Annotated in this window: 16 protein-coding genes; 1 reads left to right on the forward strand and 15 read right to left on the reverse strand. The window is 38.1% G+C overall.

The genetic code is table 11. The features are described 5' to 3' along the window. Positions 1 to 56: 56 nt before the first annotated feature. Positions 57 to 1,712, forward strand: coding sequence for a glutamine--tRNA ligase/YqeY domain fusion protein (locus ACSU6B_RS11485; protein ID WP_098930088.1), 1,656 nt, complete (start codon positions 57 to 59; stop codon positions 1,710 to 1,712). A gap of 40 nt (positions 1,713 to 1,752) precedes the next feature. Here the strand turns inward: ACSU6B_RS11485 and ACSU6B_RS11490 are convergent, their stop codons facing one another. The 15 genes from ACSU6B_RS11490 to ACSU6B_RS11560 all read right to left on the reverse strand — a co-directional run bounded on the left by ACSU6B_RS11490 (position 1,753) and on the right by ACSU6B_RS11560 (position 15,794). Continuing rightward, positions 1,753 to 2,802, reverse strand: coding sequence for a PAS domain-containing sensor histidine kinase (locus ACSU6B_RS11490; protein ID WP_410885439.1), 1,050 nt, complete (start codon positions 2,800 to 2,802; stop codon positions 1,753 to 1,755). 31 nt (positions 2,803 to 2,833) lie between these two features. After that, entirely contained in the window at positions 2,834 to 3,283 is a 450-nt protein-coding gene (locus ACSU6B_RS11495) for a GAF domain-containing protein (protein WP_410885296.1), read from the reverse strand. Between the two features lie 15 nt (positions 3,284 to 3,298). Next, entirely contained in the window at positions 3,299 to 3,952 is a 654-nt protein-coding gene (locus tag ACSU6B_RS11500; RefSeq protein WP_088085771.1) for a response regulator, read from the reverse strand. Positions 3,953 to 3,965: 13 nt separating this feature from the next. Then, positions 3,966 to 4,631 carry a sensor histidine kinase gene (locus ACSU6B_RS11505; protein ID WP_410885298.1) on the reverse strand — a complete coding sequence of 222 codons (666 nt, stop codon included), beginning with the start codon at positions 4,629 to 4,631 and terminating at the stop codon, positions 3,966 to 3,968. 39 nt (positions 4,632 to 4,670) lie between these two features. Beyond that, entirely contained in the window at positions 4,671 to 4,952 is a 282-nt protein-coding gene (locus ACSU6B_RS11510) for a hypothetical protein (RefSeq protein ID WP_410885300.1), read from the reverse strand. Then, the gene (locus ACSU6B_RS11515) at positions 4,939 to 5,250 is read right to left on the reverse strand and encodes a hypothetical protein (RefSeq protein WP_410885302.1); all 312 of its coding nucleotides are present in this window, start codon (positions 5,248 to 5,250) and stop codon (positions 4,939 to 4,941) included. The genes ACSU6B_RS11510 and ACSU6B_RS11515 overlap by 14 nt, the downstream gene beginning before the upstream one ends. Beyond that, a complete protein-coding gene (locus ACSU6B_RS11520; protein WP_410885304.1) occupies positions 5,243 to 5,434 on the reverse strand; it encodes a hypothetical protein in 192 nt (63 codons plus the stop codon). The genes ACSU6B_RS11515 and ACSU6B_RS11520 overlap by 8 nt, the downstream gene beginning before the upstream one ends. Continuing rightward, positions 5,424 to 5,948, reverse strand: coding sequence for a Rieske 2Fe-2S domain-containing protein (locus ACSU6B_RS11525; RefSeq protein WP_410885306.1), 525 nt, complete (start codon positions 5,946 to 5,948; stop codon positions 5,424 to 5,426). The genes ACSU6B_RS11520 and ACSU6B_RS11525 overlap by 11 nt, the downstream gene beginning before the upstream one ends. Positions 5,949 to 5,959: 11 nt before the next feature. Beyond that, a complete protein-coding gene (locus ACSU6B_RS11530; protein ID WP_410885308.1) occupies positions 5,960 to 6,520 on the reverse strand; it encodes a 4Fe-4S dicluster domain-containing protein in 561 nt (186 codons plus the stop codon). After that, positions 6,521 to 8,710 carry a molybdopterin oxidoreductase family protein gene (locus ACSU6B_RS11535; RefSeq protein WP_410885310.1) on the reverse strand — a complete coding sequence of 730 codons (2,190 nt, stop codon included), beginning with the start codon at positions 8,708 to 8,710 and terminating at the stop codon, positions 6,521 to 6,523. It lies immediately after the preceding gene. After that, on the reverse strand, positions 8,697 to 9,779 hold the full coding sequence (locus tag ACSU6B_RS11540) for a hypothetical protein (protein WP_410885312.1): 1,083 nt from the start codon (positions 9,777 to 9,779) through the stop codon (positions 8,697 to 8,699). Before ACSU6B_RS11540 ends, ACSU6B_RS11535 begins: the two co-directional genes overlap by 14 nt. Before the next feature lie 160 nt (positions 9,780 to 9,939). Continuing rightward, complete coding sequence (locus tag ACSU6B_RS11545; RefSeq protein ID WP_410885314.1) at positions 9,940 to 11,121, reverse strand: hypothetical protein; 1,182 nt, start codon at positions 11,119 to 11,121, stop codon at positions 9,940 to 9,942. A 138-nt stretch (positions 11,122 to 11,259) separates the two neighbouring features. Continuing rightward, the gene (locus ACSU6B_RS11550) at positions 11,260 to 12,423 is read right to left on the reverse strand and encodes an HD-GYP domain-containing protein (RefSeq protein ID WP_410885316.1); all 1,164 of its coding nucleotides are present in this window, start codon (positions 12,421 to 12,423) and stop codon (positions 11,260 to 11,262) included. Positions 12,424 to 12,620: 197 nt separating this feature from the next. After that, positions 12,621 to 13,868: an ATP-binding protein gene (locus tag ACSU6B_RS11555; protein ID WP_410885318.1), complete on the reverse strand. Its 1,248-nt coding sequence runs from the start codon at positions 13,866 to 13,868 to the stop codon at positions 12,621 to 12,623. A 510-nt stretch (positions 13,869 to 14,378) separates the two neighbouring features. After that, entirely contained in the window at positions 14,379 to 15,794 is a 1,416-nt protein-coding gene (locus tag ACSU6B_RS11560; RefSeq protein WP_410885320.1) for an amino acid permease, read from the reverse strand. Positions 15,795 to 15,925 lie beyond the last annotated feature (131 nt).

Here is a 15,925-nt window from a genome sequence, read left to right on the forward strand (position 1 = left end):
ATCAGTATTTATGTTATTTATAAAGTAGTAGTTAAGAATGAAAGAGGTTGAAAAGGGTGGAAAATCATACATCAAATTTTATTAAAGATATTATGATAAAAGATTTGGAGTCCGGAAAGCACAACAAAATCGTCACTCGGTTCCCGCCAGAGCCAAACGGTTATTTACATATCGGACATGCAAAATCGATTGTAATCAACTTCGGCTTGGCAGATGAATTTAACGGGCTTACCAATTTACGCTTTGACGATACGAATCCGTTAAAGGAAGATATCGAATATGTAAATTCGATCAAAGAAGATGTAAAATGGTTAGGCTTTGAATGGGATAACTTACTATTTGCATCGAATTATTTTGAAGAAATGTTTAGGAGAGCGGTTCTTTTAATAAAAAAAGGATTAGCCTATGTTGATGACCTTTCAGCGGATGAAATTCGTGAATACCGTGGAACACTTACCGCGCCCGGCAAAAATAGCCCCTATCGCGATCGCTCCATAGAAGAAAACCTTGAATTATTTGAAAATATGCGAAATGGTATGTACGACAACGGTCAAAAGGTCCTGCGGGCAAAGATTGATATGTCATCAGCAAATATTAATTTACGTGATCCAGTTATTTACCGTATTGCTCATGCGACACATCATAACACGGGCGATAAATGGTGCATTTATCCGATGTACGCATTTGCTCATCCACTCGAAGATGCGATTGAAGGGGTAACACATTCAATCTGTACGATTGAATTTGAGGATCAACGCCCCCTTTATAATTGGATTGTTGAAAACTGTGAAATGGAAAGCATCCCACAACAAATTGAATTTGGCCGTTTAAATGTAACCAATACTGTGATGAGTAAACGAAAGTTGAAGCAATTGGTTGACGAGGGATTTGTTGATGGCTGGGATGATCCGCGTATGCCGACGATTTCTGGAATGAGAAGAAAAGGATTTACACCAGAATCGATTCGTGCTTTTGTCAGTGAAACTGGCGTTCATAAGGGTTCAGGTGCAGTTGATTCACAAATGCTTGAACATTTTGTCCGTGAAGATTTGAAATTAAAAGCACCTCGTACCATGGGCGTAATCAACCCATTAAAGGTAGTCATCACGAATTATCCAGAAGGACAAATTGAATTGCTTGATGCCGAAGTCAATTCAGAAAATCCTGAGATGGGATCAAGGAAAATTCCATTCTCTCGTGAAATCTATATTGAACAAGACGACTTCATGGAGGAACCACCTAAGAAGTATTTCCGTCTATTCCCAGGCAATGAAGTCCGCCTTAAAAACGCTTATTTCATTAAATGTGAAGAGGTTGTCAAAGATCCAAATGGTAAGGTCGTCGAACTGCGCTGTACCTATGACCCTGAAACAAAAAGTGGTACAGGTTTTACAGGCAGAAAAGTAAAAGGAACCATTCATTGGGTAGAAGCAGCCCATGCAGTTCCTGCTGAATTCCGACTTTATGAGCCGCTTATTTTGGATACAGCTGATGAAGCTGACGGGGCTGAAAAATCCTTCCTTGATAACGTTAATCCACATTCACTTGAGGTGTTACAAGGTTTTGTAGAACCAAACATGAAGGAAAGCAGACCGCAGGAAAAATTCCAATTCTTTAGACACGGTTACTTCAACGTCGATCCCAAAGAAACGACAGTCGATAAGTTAGTATTTAACAGGATTGTTTCCTTAAAAAGTTCTTTTAAAATATAACAGTAAAGAACCAGGCGCAAAACATTGCCTGGTTCTTTTTCTATTCTATAATAGTGATGGGTACTTCTAAGATAAGTTTGGTTCCCATCCCAGGGGAAGAACTAATAAATAGTTCTCCTCCGACAGAGCGAGCGCGCTCATCCATACTAAACAAACCTACACCCACGGATTGATTTTTAATCTCAAAACCCTTTCCTTTATCCTCAACCATAACCCGGACGATATCATCCAGCTCTCTAACAGTCACTGTTGCTTCGGTAACTTCTGCATATTTTCGGATATTTGTTAGCGCCTCCTGAATAATCCGGTAAATCGTAAGTTCAATGCTGATGTTCAGGCGGCTATTTAGCACGCATTCAAAATAAACATCAATACTATAATGGTCAGAGTAACGTGATAGAAAGGAGCGAATGGCTGGTACTAAACCCAGGTCATCTAATACCGACGGCCGCAGCTCCCATGAGATTTCGCGGATTTCTTCGATTAACTGGGTTGCTTCTGTTTGCATCTGCGAAAGAAGCGGATGATCCATTTCAGCAAGGAGTCGATTGATCGTTATTAAATGACTATAAAGATTTTGACCGATGCCATCGTGTAAATTTCGCGACAAACGCTTACGTTCTTCTTCTTGAACATTGATGATGGTTGTCATCATGTTTTGAAGTTCTCGTTCGACTCGCTTTCGCTCGGTGATCTCATAACGAATCGCTAAGTATTGATAAGGCTTCCCTTTTTCATTTAAAAAAGGGACAATCGTGGTATCCATCCAATAATTTGTACCATCTTTTGCCCTGTTACAAATTTCACCTTTCCAGACTTCACCGGAACCAATTGTTCTCCACATTTTTTTAAAAAATTCTTTTGAATGGTACCTGGAATTCACAATTCGATGATCTTGACCCAGCAGCTCTTCTCTGGAATATTTCGAGATATGACAAAATTGATCATTTACATATGTAATCATCCCCCGAGAATCTGTGATGGCAACAATAGAAGATTCATCGAGCGCAAACTTTATATCTACCAATTCTTGCATCGATTTTTTTAATTCTATCTCAAGGTCTGCGAGATTATTTGCAGGCTGGTCCATTTTCTTGTTCATTAACATCCCCCTGCAGCTTTCATAGTATCTGCTCCTTTAATATCTGTTCCAAGGCTTGAGCGGATTCTTTTACATACTGCTGATCTTGTTCAGTAAACGTTGTGGCTCTCCTATTACCAATGAGTAAAACTCCTTTTGGTACAGCATTAAAAAATAAAGGGACGGCATAGGAGGAAATAAGTTTTTCAGCAAGCATAATTGGATAATCTGTTACTTTTCCGATAACTCCATTCGGAAAATCTGTTATCATCATCGGACTGCCGCTTGAGATTATTTTTCCCGCGATCCCTTTACCGAAACGGACGGTTATTCTTTTGTATTTATCATTTAAATTGGCGGATGCATAATGCCACCTAACATCCGGGCCCACTTCATTTTGCAACGCCAAGGCTACAAATTCGCAGCCTGCCACAGCCATAAGACAGTCGCAAACCTTGATTACCTCTTGCAGTTCTATAATCTCTTTCATCCCAAGTAACTCTCCTTAAATACCATAACCTAATAAACCTTTCCTAACTGCGTATTCCACTAACTCAGGTCTGGTTTTCATCTGAAGTTTCTCCATCAAGTTACCTTTATGGGTTTCGACCGTTTTTACACTGATTACCAGCTGTTCAGCAATTTCCTTATTGGAATACCCTTTAGCAATAAGTGTTAGAACTTCTTTCTCCCGCTCGGATAAAAGATTATATGTATCATTCCCATCTTGTTTTACGCTGCTCAAATATTCTTCCATCAATCGCTTCTGTGCAGATGGATGTAAATAGGCATCCCCGACTGCAACTGATTCGATCGCTGACATTAGTTCATCATGTGGGGCGCTTTTTAAAATACAGCCGGAAGCCCCCCCTTGAATTGCTCGAAAAAGGTATTCTTCATCATCATGCATCGTGAGGATCAAAATATTTATTTCCGGCTTTAGCTTTTTTAATTCGGTCGTTGCCGACAAGCCGTCTTTTCCATGTGGCATACTTAAATCCATGACTACGACATCCGGTTTTAACTTCAAGGCTTTTTTGATTCCTTCATTGCCTTCTGACGCTTCACCAATTACTTCCATTTCAGGATTTGTGTTCAAAAGCATTTTTAAACCCATTCTAACTACGGCATGATCATCAACCAACAGAATCTTTATCACTCTTAACTCCCCTTTAATCCCTATTTACTAACGGAAGGGCTAGCACTATGGATGTTCCTTCTCCTATTTTAGAAGAAATGGTACACTGTCCGCCAGTCAGAAGCATTCGTTCTTTCATGGCCGCAATACCTGATGAAGGATTAATGAAATCGTTTTCGTCCTGTTGAAACCCTCTGCCGAAATCATATATGGAAATTTTCAGCTCTTGCTCTGACCAAATAAAATTCATTTTTACATTGGATGTATCTGCATACTTGGCAATATTGGCAAGTGCCTCCTGGCATACACGAAATACAGTGATCCTATTTTTTTCAGATATCCACTTTTCTTCACCCGTTGAATCTAAATCCACAAGGATCCCAAACGTGGATGTGTATAACTTAATATAGCTCTTCATGGCTGGTAGTAAACCAAGAGTAGTTAGGGTAGGCGGATGCAATTCAACCGAAAGAAGCCTAATTTCTTGGATGGTCTTTTCAATCAACTGCGACATTTCGCGGACATAACTTTTCATATGCAGCTCTTTTGCACCTGATTCAATAAACTGCAAGCCTGTTAAAATACTATATAGATTTTGTCCAACACCTTCGTGCAGCTCTATGGCAATCCGTTTTATTTCTTCCTCTTGGGAATGAATAATATAAGAGCTAATCTGCTGTTTTGAATTTAATACATCCATCCCGCCACCTCCGGTTATAAAAAAAAGGCAGGTTCTTTTTTAAAAGACCTGTACCTTTTTTACAGTATACGTTAAGCCGCTCTCCGAATCAAAAGCCGACCATTGTCCATCCATCTGACTTACTCGACAAGAAATCGGTACCGCAAGAAAATAAAAATCATCAAAATAAAAGCGGATATGGGTACCATCAGGACAGAACTGCACCTTTTTTATGGTTTTCTTCACAGCTGGCGCCTGATCTCCACCATCCGCATCTTGAATCGCAATTGCTACCGGCACACCCACAAATATGTTCAAATCATCTAATTTAATGAGTTCCACAGCTGTTACATCCTCTCTTCACAGGATAGATGAACACCTTAAAGCCCTGCAAATAGTCCCAAAACTTCTCATCGGCATTTTCCTCGATGAATAGAATCGTTTCTTCTTCAGAACCCCAGTCACTCATTCCTTTTATTTCAGCAATAACCATCTCTGCCCCATCGAGTGTTTTTTCTTCAAGAAACCAATTTAGGCGTTTTTTCGAAAAAGTGTTCTTCAATAACTCATCAATTTCATGGCTAAAGCCGCCTGCTTCTGGCCGGACAAAACAAAAATCAATATAGGTTTCACTAGTCATTGATATTCACACCTTTTTTATAAATAAGGAATGCGACTGGAAATAAAATAACGTTAATGATTGCGGCAATTATTGTATTAGTATAGTTTTCATATAAGTATTGATGAACCATATATTGTGTAAAGATAATGTTTAACATCAACACCGCAAGTAGGAGGGCAACTGGCAAATAGCTACGCTTCATAACGCTTCACCCCCACAGCATAAACCACTCCGTTTTCTACTTTTACATAAATTTCAGGAAGTGGACGTCTCGGTGGACCAGCAATCGGCGCGCCTGTTTCGACATCAAATTTCCCGTGATGGCAAGGGCAAAGCATTTCTCCCTCATCCTTTTTCCAAAACACAGGACATCTTAAGTGGGTACATGCATTTTGGTAGGCTACATATTTATTTTCGGAGAGTCTAATTAAAATAGCACTATCATGTTCACTAGGAAAAGCAAAGTCTACTGCATCTCCGATAGGCAGAGATTTAACATCGGTAATTTTTTGCTTTGGATATTTTTTATCGCCCAATCCTGTTAATTCTTTTGCAGCCAAGGCTCCCCAAGGGAGTGAAGAAACAGCGAAAACACCTGCCGCACCAACTAGTGTTTTTATAAATCCGCGTCGATCGAGCTTTCTTTCATTATTGCGGTTTATATTATGTGTATAATTATCTTCTTTGAACGGGATTTTATTATTTTTATCTGTCATGCGAATCCCTCCTAAAACAATTTAGTGACGCCCTGCAGAATACCAGGAAGATTCACTTTTACATTTGTTTCGCCTTCTAAATAAGGCATACTTGTTACCCATTTACCATTATCTAAGTTAAATTGCTTTTGCTTCGCTTCAATTTCTTCATCTGTCAGCCATTGTAATGTATTAGACGGGCAAACACTTGCACACATTGGCGGGATGCCATCCTTTGTACGGTCGATACAAAGATCGCACTTGTACATTAAATTTTGCTCTGTATCAAACTTCGGTATTCCATACGGGCAAGCAATTGTACAGTTTTGGCAGCCAATGCACTTTTCCGCTAGAGCCGAAAGAACGGCTCCTGTTTCATGGATTTGGATCGCCTGTGCTGGACAGCTTCTTGCACAAGCTGGATTCACACAGTGAAGGCACATCAGAGGCATCGTTTGACGGTTAACAAGCGGATTTACATCGTAAACATAGTTACGGTTACGTTCCGCATGCCCTCCGCACTGCGTACAAGCCGCCAAACACGAGCGGCACCCTATACAGTTTTCAAGTTCGAGATATAGCCTCTTTTTCATTTACTGCACCTTCTTCATTTCTAGTTTTTCAATCTGAGCGGCACACGCTTTGAATTCCGGCATCCGTGACATAGGATCAAGCGCTGCAATCGTTAATAGATTAATAGATTTATCGTGACCAAAATGGTAGGGAACAAATACGGTATCTTTTCGAATGGCTTCAGTGATTTTTACTTTATATTCCGCTTCACCTCTACGAGTAAAGAGGCGAACAAATTCTTCGTGTTCAATGTTATATTTAGCAGCTGTTTCTGGATGTACTTCTACATACGGCTCTGGGCACATATCGCGCAAAAATTGGATCCGGCGGGTTTGGTTTCCAGATAGATAATGGTAGACGACACGTCCTGTGGTTAAGCGTAATGGATATACTTCATCAGGCTCTTCAGCGGGTGGACGATAGGGCAGGGCACAGATTTTTGCCTTTCCATCTGGATGATAGAACTTTTTATCTAAGAACATGTGGGGTGTTCCTGGATCATTTTCATCTTTACATGGCCAAAAGACACCATCTTGCTTTTCGATTTTATCCCATGTGATACCATAGTAGTCGGCATAGCCGCCTTTAGAAGCTAAACGGAATTCATCCCCAACATCGCTTGCTGTTTTTAAATGTGAGAAGTATTTTCCTCTGCCTAGACGCTCACATAATTCCACTTGGATTTGCCAATCTGGTTTCGATTCTCCCAGCGGTTCTTGTGCCTTGTTAATTTTAATACAACGTCCTTCAAGGTTGGTTACTGTTCCTTCGTCTTCAGACCAAGTTGTGGTTGGAAGAATGACATCCGCAAACTCAGCTGATTCCGATAAGTAAAAGTCTGCACACACCATAAAGTCCAGATTTTTCATTTGTTCACGTACATAATTTAGATTTGGAGCCGATACGGCTGGATTGGAGCAAAGCAGGTACAACCCACGGATTGTTTTTTTCTCCATTAATCCAAACATTTCGTATGCAGATACACCCTCTTTTGGCATTTCTTCTGGTTCAATTCCCCACACTTTGGCAACTGCCTTTACGTGCTCTGGATTTGTGATTTTACGATAACCAGGAAGTGCATCTGCTTTTTGACCGTGTTCCCGGCCGCCTTGACCGTTCCCTTGACCAGTAAATGTAGCAACTCCTGCTTTAGGGCGGCCAATTTTCCCTGTGACTAAGGCCATGTTTGTGTATGCTGATACGTTATCAACACCTTTATGCTGTTGCTCAATTCCTCGGGCAAACATGACAATGGCATTTGGTGCTTTACCGTAGATTTCTGCTGCACGAATGATTTTTTCCGGTGCAACCCCAGTAAGCTCACTCGTATATTCTGGTGTAAATTCTTTTACCAATTCTTTTGTTTCTTCAAAGCCATTTGTATGGTTATTTACGAATTCTTCATCCGCATAGCCATTTTGAATAAGTAAGTTTAGAATTCCATTGGCAAGGGCTAAGTCTGTTCCAGGTCTTAAATCTAAGTGAACATCTGCTCTCCTGGCAATGGGTGTTTCACGCGGGTCTGCTACAATTAAGTAGCCTCCTCTTTCTTGGACTGCCCAAACTCGGAACATCGAAGTTGGATGACACTCTGCTGTATTGCTTCCAGCAATAAACAAGCAATCCGTTTCATGAAGATCGGTCCAAGGCAGGGTTGATCCACGATCGACCCCAAAGGATCTCAGAAAGCCACCTGCGGCACTTGCCATACAGAATCGGCCGTTGTAATCAATGTAACGAGTCTGTAAGCCGACACGGGCAAACTTTCCTGATAAATAACATTTTTCGTTTGTCATCGATACACCGCTATAGACACTAAGCGAATCCTTGCCATAATTTTTTTGAATCTCTTGAAAATTTTTCACGATTAAATCATAGGCTTCATCCCAGGTTGCCTCACGAAAGCCATCTTTTGTTCCCTTTAGTGATGCATCATCACGAATTAGTGGTTTTAAAATACGATCATCATGGTTGGTTTGCTGGTAAGCAGTAACCCCTTTGGGACACATTTTTCCGACCGTTACTGGCCAGTCATATCGAGGCTCCACCCCAATTATTTTATTTGTTTTTGTATTTACCCGTAAATTCATCCCGCATTGCATCCCGCAATAACTGCAATGTGTTTTTACAAGCGTTTCATTCGGATGACGAACATTTTCGACTTCTTTGAAAAATTTATCTCTTGGGTTCCGAAAATTATCCTTTTGCATTCTGGTTTGCCTCCTTGACCTTTACTTGATGAGTTGCGAAGCCTGAGAATCTTGAAATTCTATATTTTCTGCGACATGGCAGGCATAGTTCAGCTAGATTAAAGCCATCTTGCATATTGAAGTCGATCTCGTTAGCGCCTAATACTTGAATCACATCACTAGATTGTTCCACTGATACAAAATGATCGCCGCACACCTTACATTTCTTCATTTGCTGCTCAGCATAATGTTCACGGTAATTTCTTGCGAATACACTCATTGGACGGAATGGAATATGCGCTAACTTTCCAAACGGTAGATAAATTAACGTGACGATTACGGAAAATTGGTGAATCAGTGACATTTGCAGCTGCATCCAGCCATGCATGACAATGTTTTGAAAGGTTAGTAAAAGCCCGGTTACAGAGATAAATAACAATAGATAAAGTGGTAAAAAATCATACATGAATTTTTGTTCTGCTCTCGCCTGCATGTTACCTAAGCGACGGTAAAGCGCCATGCACACACCCGCGGTCACCATGATAGCTGCAATATTCAGTGCATTATAGGAAAACCATGCAATAATTCCTTCGGCCTTAACCTGCATGACGTTCATTCCAAATAACACGATCGTATAGTAGCCATTGTCTTCCATCGTAAAATACATCCAGCTGAATACGAGCGGAAAGGTCACCAAGCACGCAAGGACACAGCCCCAACCGATTAAAATATGCTGTACCCATCGGTAAATCCCGCGATTTCGGATAAAATCGTAAATAGCTAAATGATTAACAGCCGTTTTCGGAGTATTTTTTCGAAATAAAAGCTTTAAGCCTTTTTTAATAAGAATCTTGGTCGGTGGTCTCTCGCCCCAAGCAATAAAGCGGTAGAAAAATCCGCCGATAAAGACGATTGTTCCGACCATATATCCATAAAGATTCAAGTCAACGTGCGTGAACATTCTTGTACCAATAAACGTTAAAATGGCCAGTCCGGCAATAGTTAAAAACATTGATTTAGCAAACTGTGAAGCAAAGGCATCATTGACCGAGCTTCCTGTTTTTTTATTTGTAGCAATATTTGATTGCATCCTCTAGTCCCTCCTAAAAAAATAACACCACCGTTTTTCTTACTCTTATTGTAAGAAAAACGGTGGTGTTATAAATATCAGGGAGTTCCCCTATCCTGGAAGGAAAAAACCCTTAGAAATATTATTTTAGACAAATGTTTGTCACATCTAGTATTAAGATCTATCTTTGAGTGTACTTTTTTCGCCAGGAATATAGAAGAAGCAATAAACCAATTAGTATTTGCAAGGTAAAAAGTATTGCATCCCAGAATGGAAGCGAGGACGTTCCTTGAGAAAAACCAGGAAGAATTCTTTTCCATGCAAATAATAATTGGGGGACATAAAAAAATGTATATATGCTAACTGTCAGTATGACTCCGACAAAATAAAAGATTGAATATAAAAAAACGATCTTTTTTTCTCCTTCAAAAACAACCTCTTGTATTGATGGTGAGTTGAGAAATGAAAGCTTCTTCCTTATCGCTTTCTGAGCATTTTCCATTAAGTTATAGCAGCCCGATACGTTTTCAATTACGTAATATAAATCTGTTTTCATATAAATGAAGCCTTGGTAAACCATTCGAATAAATGTATCCAAGACCACTACATTCATAACACCCAGGAAAATCTCTGACCCATTTGTAAAAATTAGATGGCTAATTAATGCACATGAAAGAATAAGTGTATCAAAGCAAAGACCCGCCAGAAATAAAACATTCCGCTTATTAGAAGGAAGTTTCCAAACCGATGACATATCAGTCTCAAGGACAACAAGTATTAATCGATGCCCGACCTCCAGCTTAGTCGGAAGATTTTGAGCCCTCATCGCTAATATGTGGCCAAACTCATGAATAAAGACAAGGATAATCGTAATTCCCATCCAAGTCGGGATGTTCAAAATCATTAAATCAAAAACAAACAAATCCTTATAATGCGGAAATAAACTTGGATGGGATAGAAGGATAAACACATTAACTAGCAATAAAGTGATATAAACAAGGTATGCAGCCTTATTAAAGAAAAACTCCCCGATCTTTGGTGAAATCCATAAAAGGCCTAAGTCTTTCTTTTTCTTTTCCTTCAATTCAACTTTTAAACCATCAACTTCACCTATCAAGCCCATAATTAGTAATTGTTCGGCAAAATCGAGTATATCTACTTCATCATTAGGATATTTATCTTTAAGCACCCGTTCAATTTCCTCTATCGACCCACCATTGTTGATTAAATGGATTGCATCAATACAAACCCTCGGCATCTCATAAAACTCGCCTAATGCAATATCTTCAACGATATAATGTTTTTTATCCTTGCGAATATTGACTGGGACCAACAAAAGACGTGAATGAAGTGTTAGGTTCATATTAACACCCTTTATCTCATATTTTATCATTAAGAAAGGATGCTAGCTTTTCGCTAGCATCCTTTTTTTAACCTTTCCAACCAGGAACAAATTGACACCACCAGCAAGTTGTTTTTACCTTTTTCAGCTTACGGATTTTCATAAATCCACCTCCTTAGGAAATTCCCATTCTTTTAACCACGGATATTTTTCATGAAATTTAATCCATGCTGGATATACCTTTTTGAATTCTTCCACTAACATAGGATCAAATTGGGAACCTTTTCCGTCAATGATGCGTTGATAGGCTACTTCAACTGGCATTGCTGCTCGATAAGATCGAGAAGATGTCATTGCATCAAAAGCATCTGCAACTGCAGCCACTCTAGCAAGGAAGGGGATTTCTTCTCCTTTTAATTGATCAGGATACCCTTTACCATCCCAACGTTCATGATGCGAACGAATGACAGAAAGACTACCTTTAATCCCCTCGACATTATCAACTGCTTCAGCACCAACAACTGGATGTGATTTTATTATCTCAAATTCATCGTTTGTCAACTTCCCTGGTTTCATTAGAATACGGTCAGGGATATGAACTTTTCCTATATCATGTAATAAACATGCATAATAAAAAGATTTTTGCTCATCTTTGGAAAGCTTACCTATTTCCTGCGCTAACAACAAAGCATAACTGGCTACTCTTTCACTATGTCCCTTAGTATATGGATCCTTTAACTCTAGAGTAGCAATAACACCTTTTACAATTCCTTCTAATTGTTTGTCGTATGAAGTACTTATCGCTTTTACGTATCCCTGAAAACGAACTAATAAAAAAAATGCCATGATAGACAGTACAGCTATTAAAATAATTGGGATTATTACATAAGAAGTTTTTAATATAATACCAACGAGTAAATATCTTGCCGTAACACCTAAGCTTACTAGCCAAAAATATCTTCTACTAAGGAAAAGCGGTAGTGATAAAAGTAAAAACACTTCTATTAAATTCCCACTTTTGTAAGACGCTCCCCTTCCATAGAAGGATAAGATATCCACAATAAAAGTAACCAATAGATAGCTAATAAAAAATACGTATTTTATTGAGGCTTGCTTATTCCGCTTATTTAAATAATATGCTATTGGAATTAATATTATTAAAAGGATATAGGTTAAATAAAAAAATTTACTAGGCGGGCCCACTGCTTCATGTTCTATGAAGGCTGGGAAAAGATAGTAATAGAAAAAATCATAACCTACAAGAATTATATAAAAAAATAAAAGAAACCATTTAACAGTTCTTATTTCTTCATTAGGTAACATAAACTCCTCCATGTATCTATCCCATTGTACTTTCCATAAAATCCTCATAGAAATGCTAATATAAAATACTTTTACTTTTTTCAAATCTATAAAAGAAAATTACAAAATCTATTAATGTTCAGTATTCCTCTACATTATATATCATTGATAATACCCTTGAAACACTTTGTTTTGATGAATTTTGTATAATTGTAGAACTATTTATCTATTTGTAGTATCGGTAAAGTTACAATTACTCGTGTTCCTTTATCAATAATACTTTTTATTTTCATCGCACCCCTGTGATCCTTAATTATTTGATCTGTAACCATTAAGCCTAAGCCTGTTCCATCCGTTTTCGTAGTAAAAAATGGTTCTCCAAGATTTAGGATATTCTCATCAGCAATTCCACACCCCTCATCTTGAATTGAAACGGACAGTTTGTGTTTTTCTAATACTTTAACATGTATTCCTATCCTGCCGCCCTTAGGCATTGCTTCGATTGCATTTTTTATCAAATTAATAAATACTTGTTTTAATTGTTTATCATCACAATCCAGAGGTGGTAAGGGGCCAGCTATTATTGTTTCAACAATTACTCCTTGTCTTTCGGCTTGTTGTTGCGTAATGGATAATGTATAAGCAATTATTTCTTCAATACTTGCCTTTTCAAATTTGATTACTCTTGGTTTTCCAATGGACATCAGATCATTTACAATGGAATTAATCCGGTCGATTTCCTGAATCATAATTGGATAATAATCGTTTGTGTTTGGATACCGTTCCTGCTGCAGTTGTGTAAAGCCCTTTAATGATGAAAGGGGATTACGTATTTCATGGCCGATTGCCGCAGCCATTTGACCAATAACAGCCAGCTTTTCTTTTTGTCGTAGTTCTTCGTAAACGGTTGTCAAGGTTTGAATATAGGAATTAAAGCGTATCACTAAAATATAGGCTATCACTGATAAGATGACATAGATAACTGTTGGAATTAATACGTTTAAATCTTGTAAAATTATTCCTAACAATAATTCCTTCCCTATCATCCCCAACGAAACAACCCAGAAGTATTTTTTATTTACAAAAATAGGACTAAATAGAACAAATAATACTTCCACGATATTTCCTGCAGCATAAGAAGCTGTCGTTCCTAAAATTTCTAAAAGGGTGTCCAAAATATCAATACCGATATAGCTAATGATGTAGATATATTTAACAATGTAAGGATTTCCCTTTTTAATAAAGTAAATAGCAATAGGCAACAAAGCAAGGATTAATATATATAACCAAATTCCCAGACCAACTCTCTCTGTATTAAATTGACTTTTCTGGTCATTTAAGTGAGGTCTAATATAATTATAAAAAATATCAAACGAATAAAACATAAAGTAAAATAACCATAAAAACAGTGTTATTGCCTTTCTCTCTTCAAATAAAAGCTTCGGATTGTTGATGCCTTCTTTCATGCTAGTTTCTCCTCAATCTAATCATCTTTTAAAAAAATTAGTTATAAAAACCTGCACCTATTTTATCATCTTTCTTAAGTTAAAATTATATTATTTTTGTTAAATCGATGAGTTTCGACATTTTTCGATAAATCAAATAAAAGAAGGAACTTACTATAGTAAGTCCAGGCTGTCGAATACTCACGCTTCTAAATTAAAAAGGGTAAAGAATAGACAAAGAAATAGGCAACTTCTTGTTTAAATTAAACAGAAGTTGCCTATTTTCATACAAATCTAGCCTGTAAATTTTAAAAAACGTAAGTTTTTCAGTGGCCTCCGCTTAGCGCCGAGGAGGCTCCCCGGCACGCCCGCGGAAAGCGAAGCACTTGGAGTGGAAATCAACAGGCCCGGTTGCAAGGACAAATAATTTAATAAAAATGGGTATTTGGCAAAATAAAAAATTGCCGAGAAAAATACCCTTTCTCGACAATCTGAACTTACTATAGCAAGCCCCTTCTTTGTTTAATCCAATTAGTTAACTTTTTTCAACAAATCCACTGCTTTATTCAAGGTTGAATGTTTACGTCCATACCCGAAATAAACGAATAGTCCAATCACAAGCCAAACTCCGAAGCTAATCCAAGTTGTTTTTGGTAACTGAATAATTAAATACCCGCAGAACACAAAAGCAAGAATTGGAATATAAGGTACAAATGGAACCCGGAAGCCTGTTTTAGGTGCTTGTTTATTTTTTCGAAGATATAAAATCCCCACTGAAACCGTCATAAAGGCAAAGAGCGTTCCGATATTTGTTAGTTCTGCAAGTTTGTTTAATGGAACTAAACCTGCAAAAATTGATACAAGTAAACAAATAATCCATGAATTCACCATTGGTGTCTGCTTGTTCTTATCAACTTTTGAAAATACCTTTGGCAATAGGCCATCACGGCTAATCGCATAAAATAAACGAGATTGTCCATAAAGAAGAACCAATAATACTGTTGTGATACCTGCAATTGCACCAAGTGAGATAAAACCAGCCACCCAATCCTGATGGATATAGTTAAGAGCAAATGCAACTGGGTTTTTCACGCCTAACTCTTGGTAAGGAACAATTCCTGTTAGAATGGCAGAGACAGTAATATATAACACCGTACATACTAGTAAAGATACGATAATACCAATTGGCATATTCTTTTGCGGATTTCTCACTTCTTCAGCTGCAGTTGATACGGCATCAAAGCCAATATAAGCAAAGAATACCGTTGCAGCACCAGCTGTCACACCTGAAAATCCAAATGGCATAAATGGCGTCCAGTTTGAAGGCTTTACATACCAAGCGCCCACACCGATAAATAACAAAACAACGACTAACTTTATAATTACCATAATCGTGTTAAAGCGAGCAGATTTCTTAACACCCTGTGTTAATAGTAACGTGATGATTACTATGATAAGAATTGCCGGAACATCGATAAATGTGCCGTTTGCTGGATCATATGCACTTGTGATTGCTTTAGGAAAATGAATACCAAAGCCAGCGAGAAGCCCTTGTAAATACCCGGACCAACCACTAGCAACAGCAGATGATGCAAACCCGTATTCGAGGATTAAATCCCAACCCAATATCCAGGCAATTATTTCACCAAAGGTAGCGTAGCTATACGTATACGCACTCCCTGAAACCGGTACAGTGGATGCAAATTCCGCATAACATAGGGCAGCAAATACGCACGCTAATCCAGATAAAACAAAAGATAAAATAAGTGCAGGCCCTGCATGTTCTGCTGCTGCAACACCAGTTAATACAAATATTCCGGTACCTATAATAGCTCCAATTCCAAGCATGGATAAATCAAAGGCACCTAAATCTTTCTTTAAATTTACATCTTTTTGTCCAGCTTGTTGTATAAGATCCTTTATTGATTTTTTTCTAAATAAATTCATTGGTTTACCTCCACGAAAATGATGACGGAATGTTCTGAAAAAACAGTTCACTAAAAATGTATATCGAAATAATATAATTACTTTATCGAAAAAGCAATATTTTTCGAAAAATAAAACTATTTGAATATTAT

This window comes from Neobacillus sp. C211, assembly GCF_051842875.1.
In the GTDB taxonomy this organism is placed as follows: domain Bacteria; phylum Bacillota; class Bacilli; order Bacillales; family Cytobacillaceae; genus Neobacillus.

Coding starts and splice junctions, on each gene's coding strand:
- ACSU6B_RS11540 (WP_410885312.1), bottom strand. CDS start 9,779: ATGCAATCAAATATTGCTACAAATAAAAAAACAGGAAGCTCGGTCAAT.
- ACSU6B_RS11535 (WP_410885310.1), bottom strand. CDS start 8,710: ATGCAAAAGGATAATTTTCGGAACCCAAGAGATAAATTTTTCAAAGAA.
- ACSU6B_RS11530 (WP_410885308.1), bottom strand. CDS start 6,520: ATGAAAAAGAGGCTATATCTCGAACTTGAAAACTGTATAGGGTGCCGC.
- ACSU6B_RS11520 (WP_410885304.1), bottom strand. CDS start 5,434: ATGAAGCGTAGCTATTTGCCAGTTGCCCTCCTACTTGCGGTGTTGATG.
- ACSU6B_RS11490 (WP_410885439.1), bottom strand. CDS start 2,802: ATGGACCAGCCTGCAAATAATCTCGCAGACCTTGAGATAGAATTAAAA.
- ACSU6B_RS11515 (WP_410885302.1), bottom strand. CDS start 5,250: ATGACTAGTGAAACCTATATTGATTTTTGTTTTGTCCGGCCAGAAGCA.
- ACSU6B_RS11495 (WP_410885296.1), bottom strand. CDS start 3,283: ATGAAAGAGATTATAGAACTGCAAGAGGTAATCAAGGTTTGCGACTGT.
- ACSU6B_RS11505 (WP_410885298.1), bottom strand. CDS start 4,631: ATGGATGTATTAAATTCAAAACAGCAGATTAGCTCTTATATTATTCAT.
- ACSU6B_RS11525 (WP_410885306.1), bottom strand. CDS start 5,948: ATGACAGATAAAAATAATAAAATCCCGTTCAAAGAAGATAATTATACA.
- ACSU6B_RS11560 (WP_410885320.1), bottom strand. CDS start 15,794: ATGAATTTATTTAGAAAAAAATCAATAAAGGATCTTATACAACAAGCT.
- ACSU6B_RS11550 (WP_410885316.1), bottom strand. CDS start 12,423: ATGTTACCTAATGAAGAAATAAGAACTGTTAAATGGTTTCTTTTATTT.
- ACSU6B_RS11545 (WP_410885314.1), bottom strand. CDS start 11,121: ATGAACCTAACACTTCATTCACGTCTTTTGTTGGTCCCAGTCAATATT.
- ACSU6B_RS11555 (WP_410885318.1), bottom strand. CDS start 13,868: ATGAAAGAAGGCATCAACAATCCGAAGCTTTTATTTGAAGAGAGAAAG.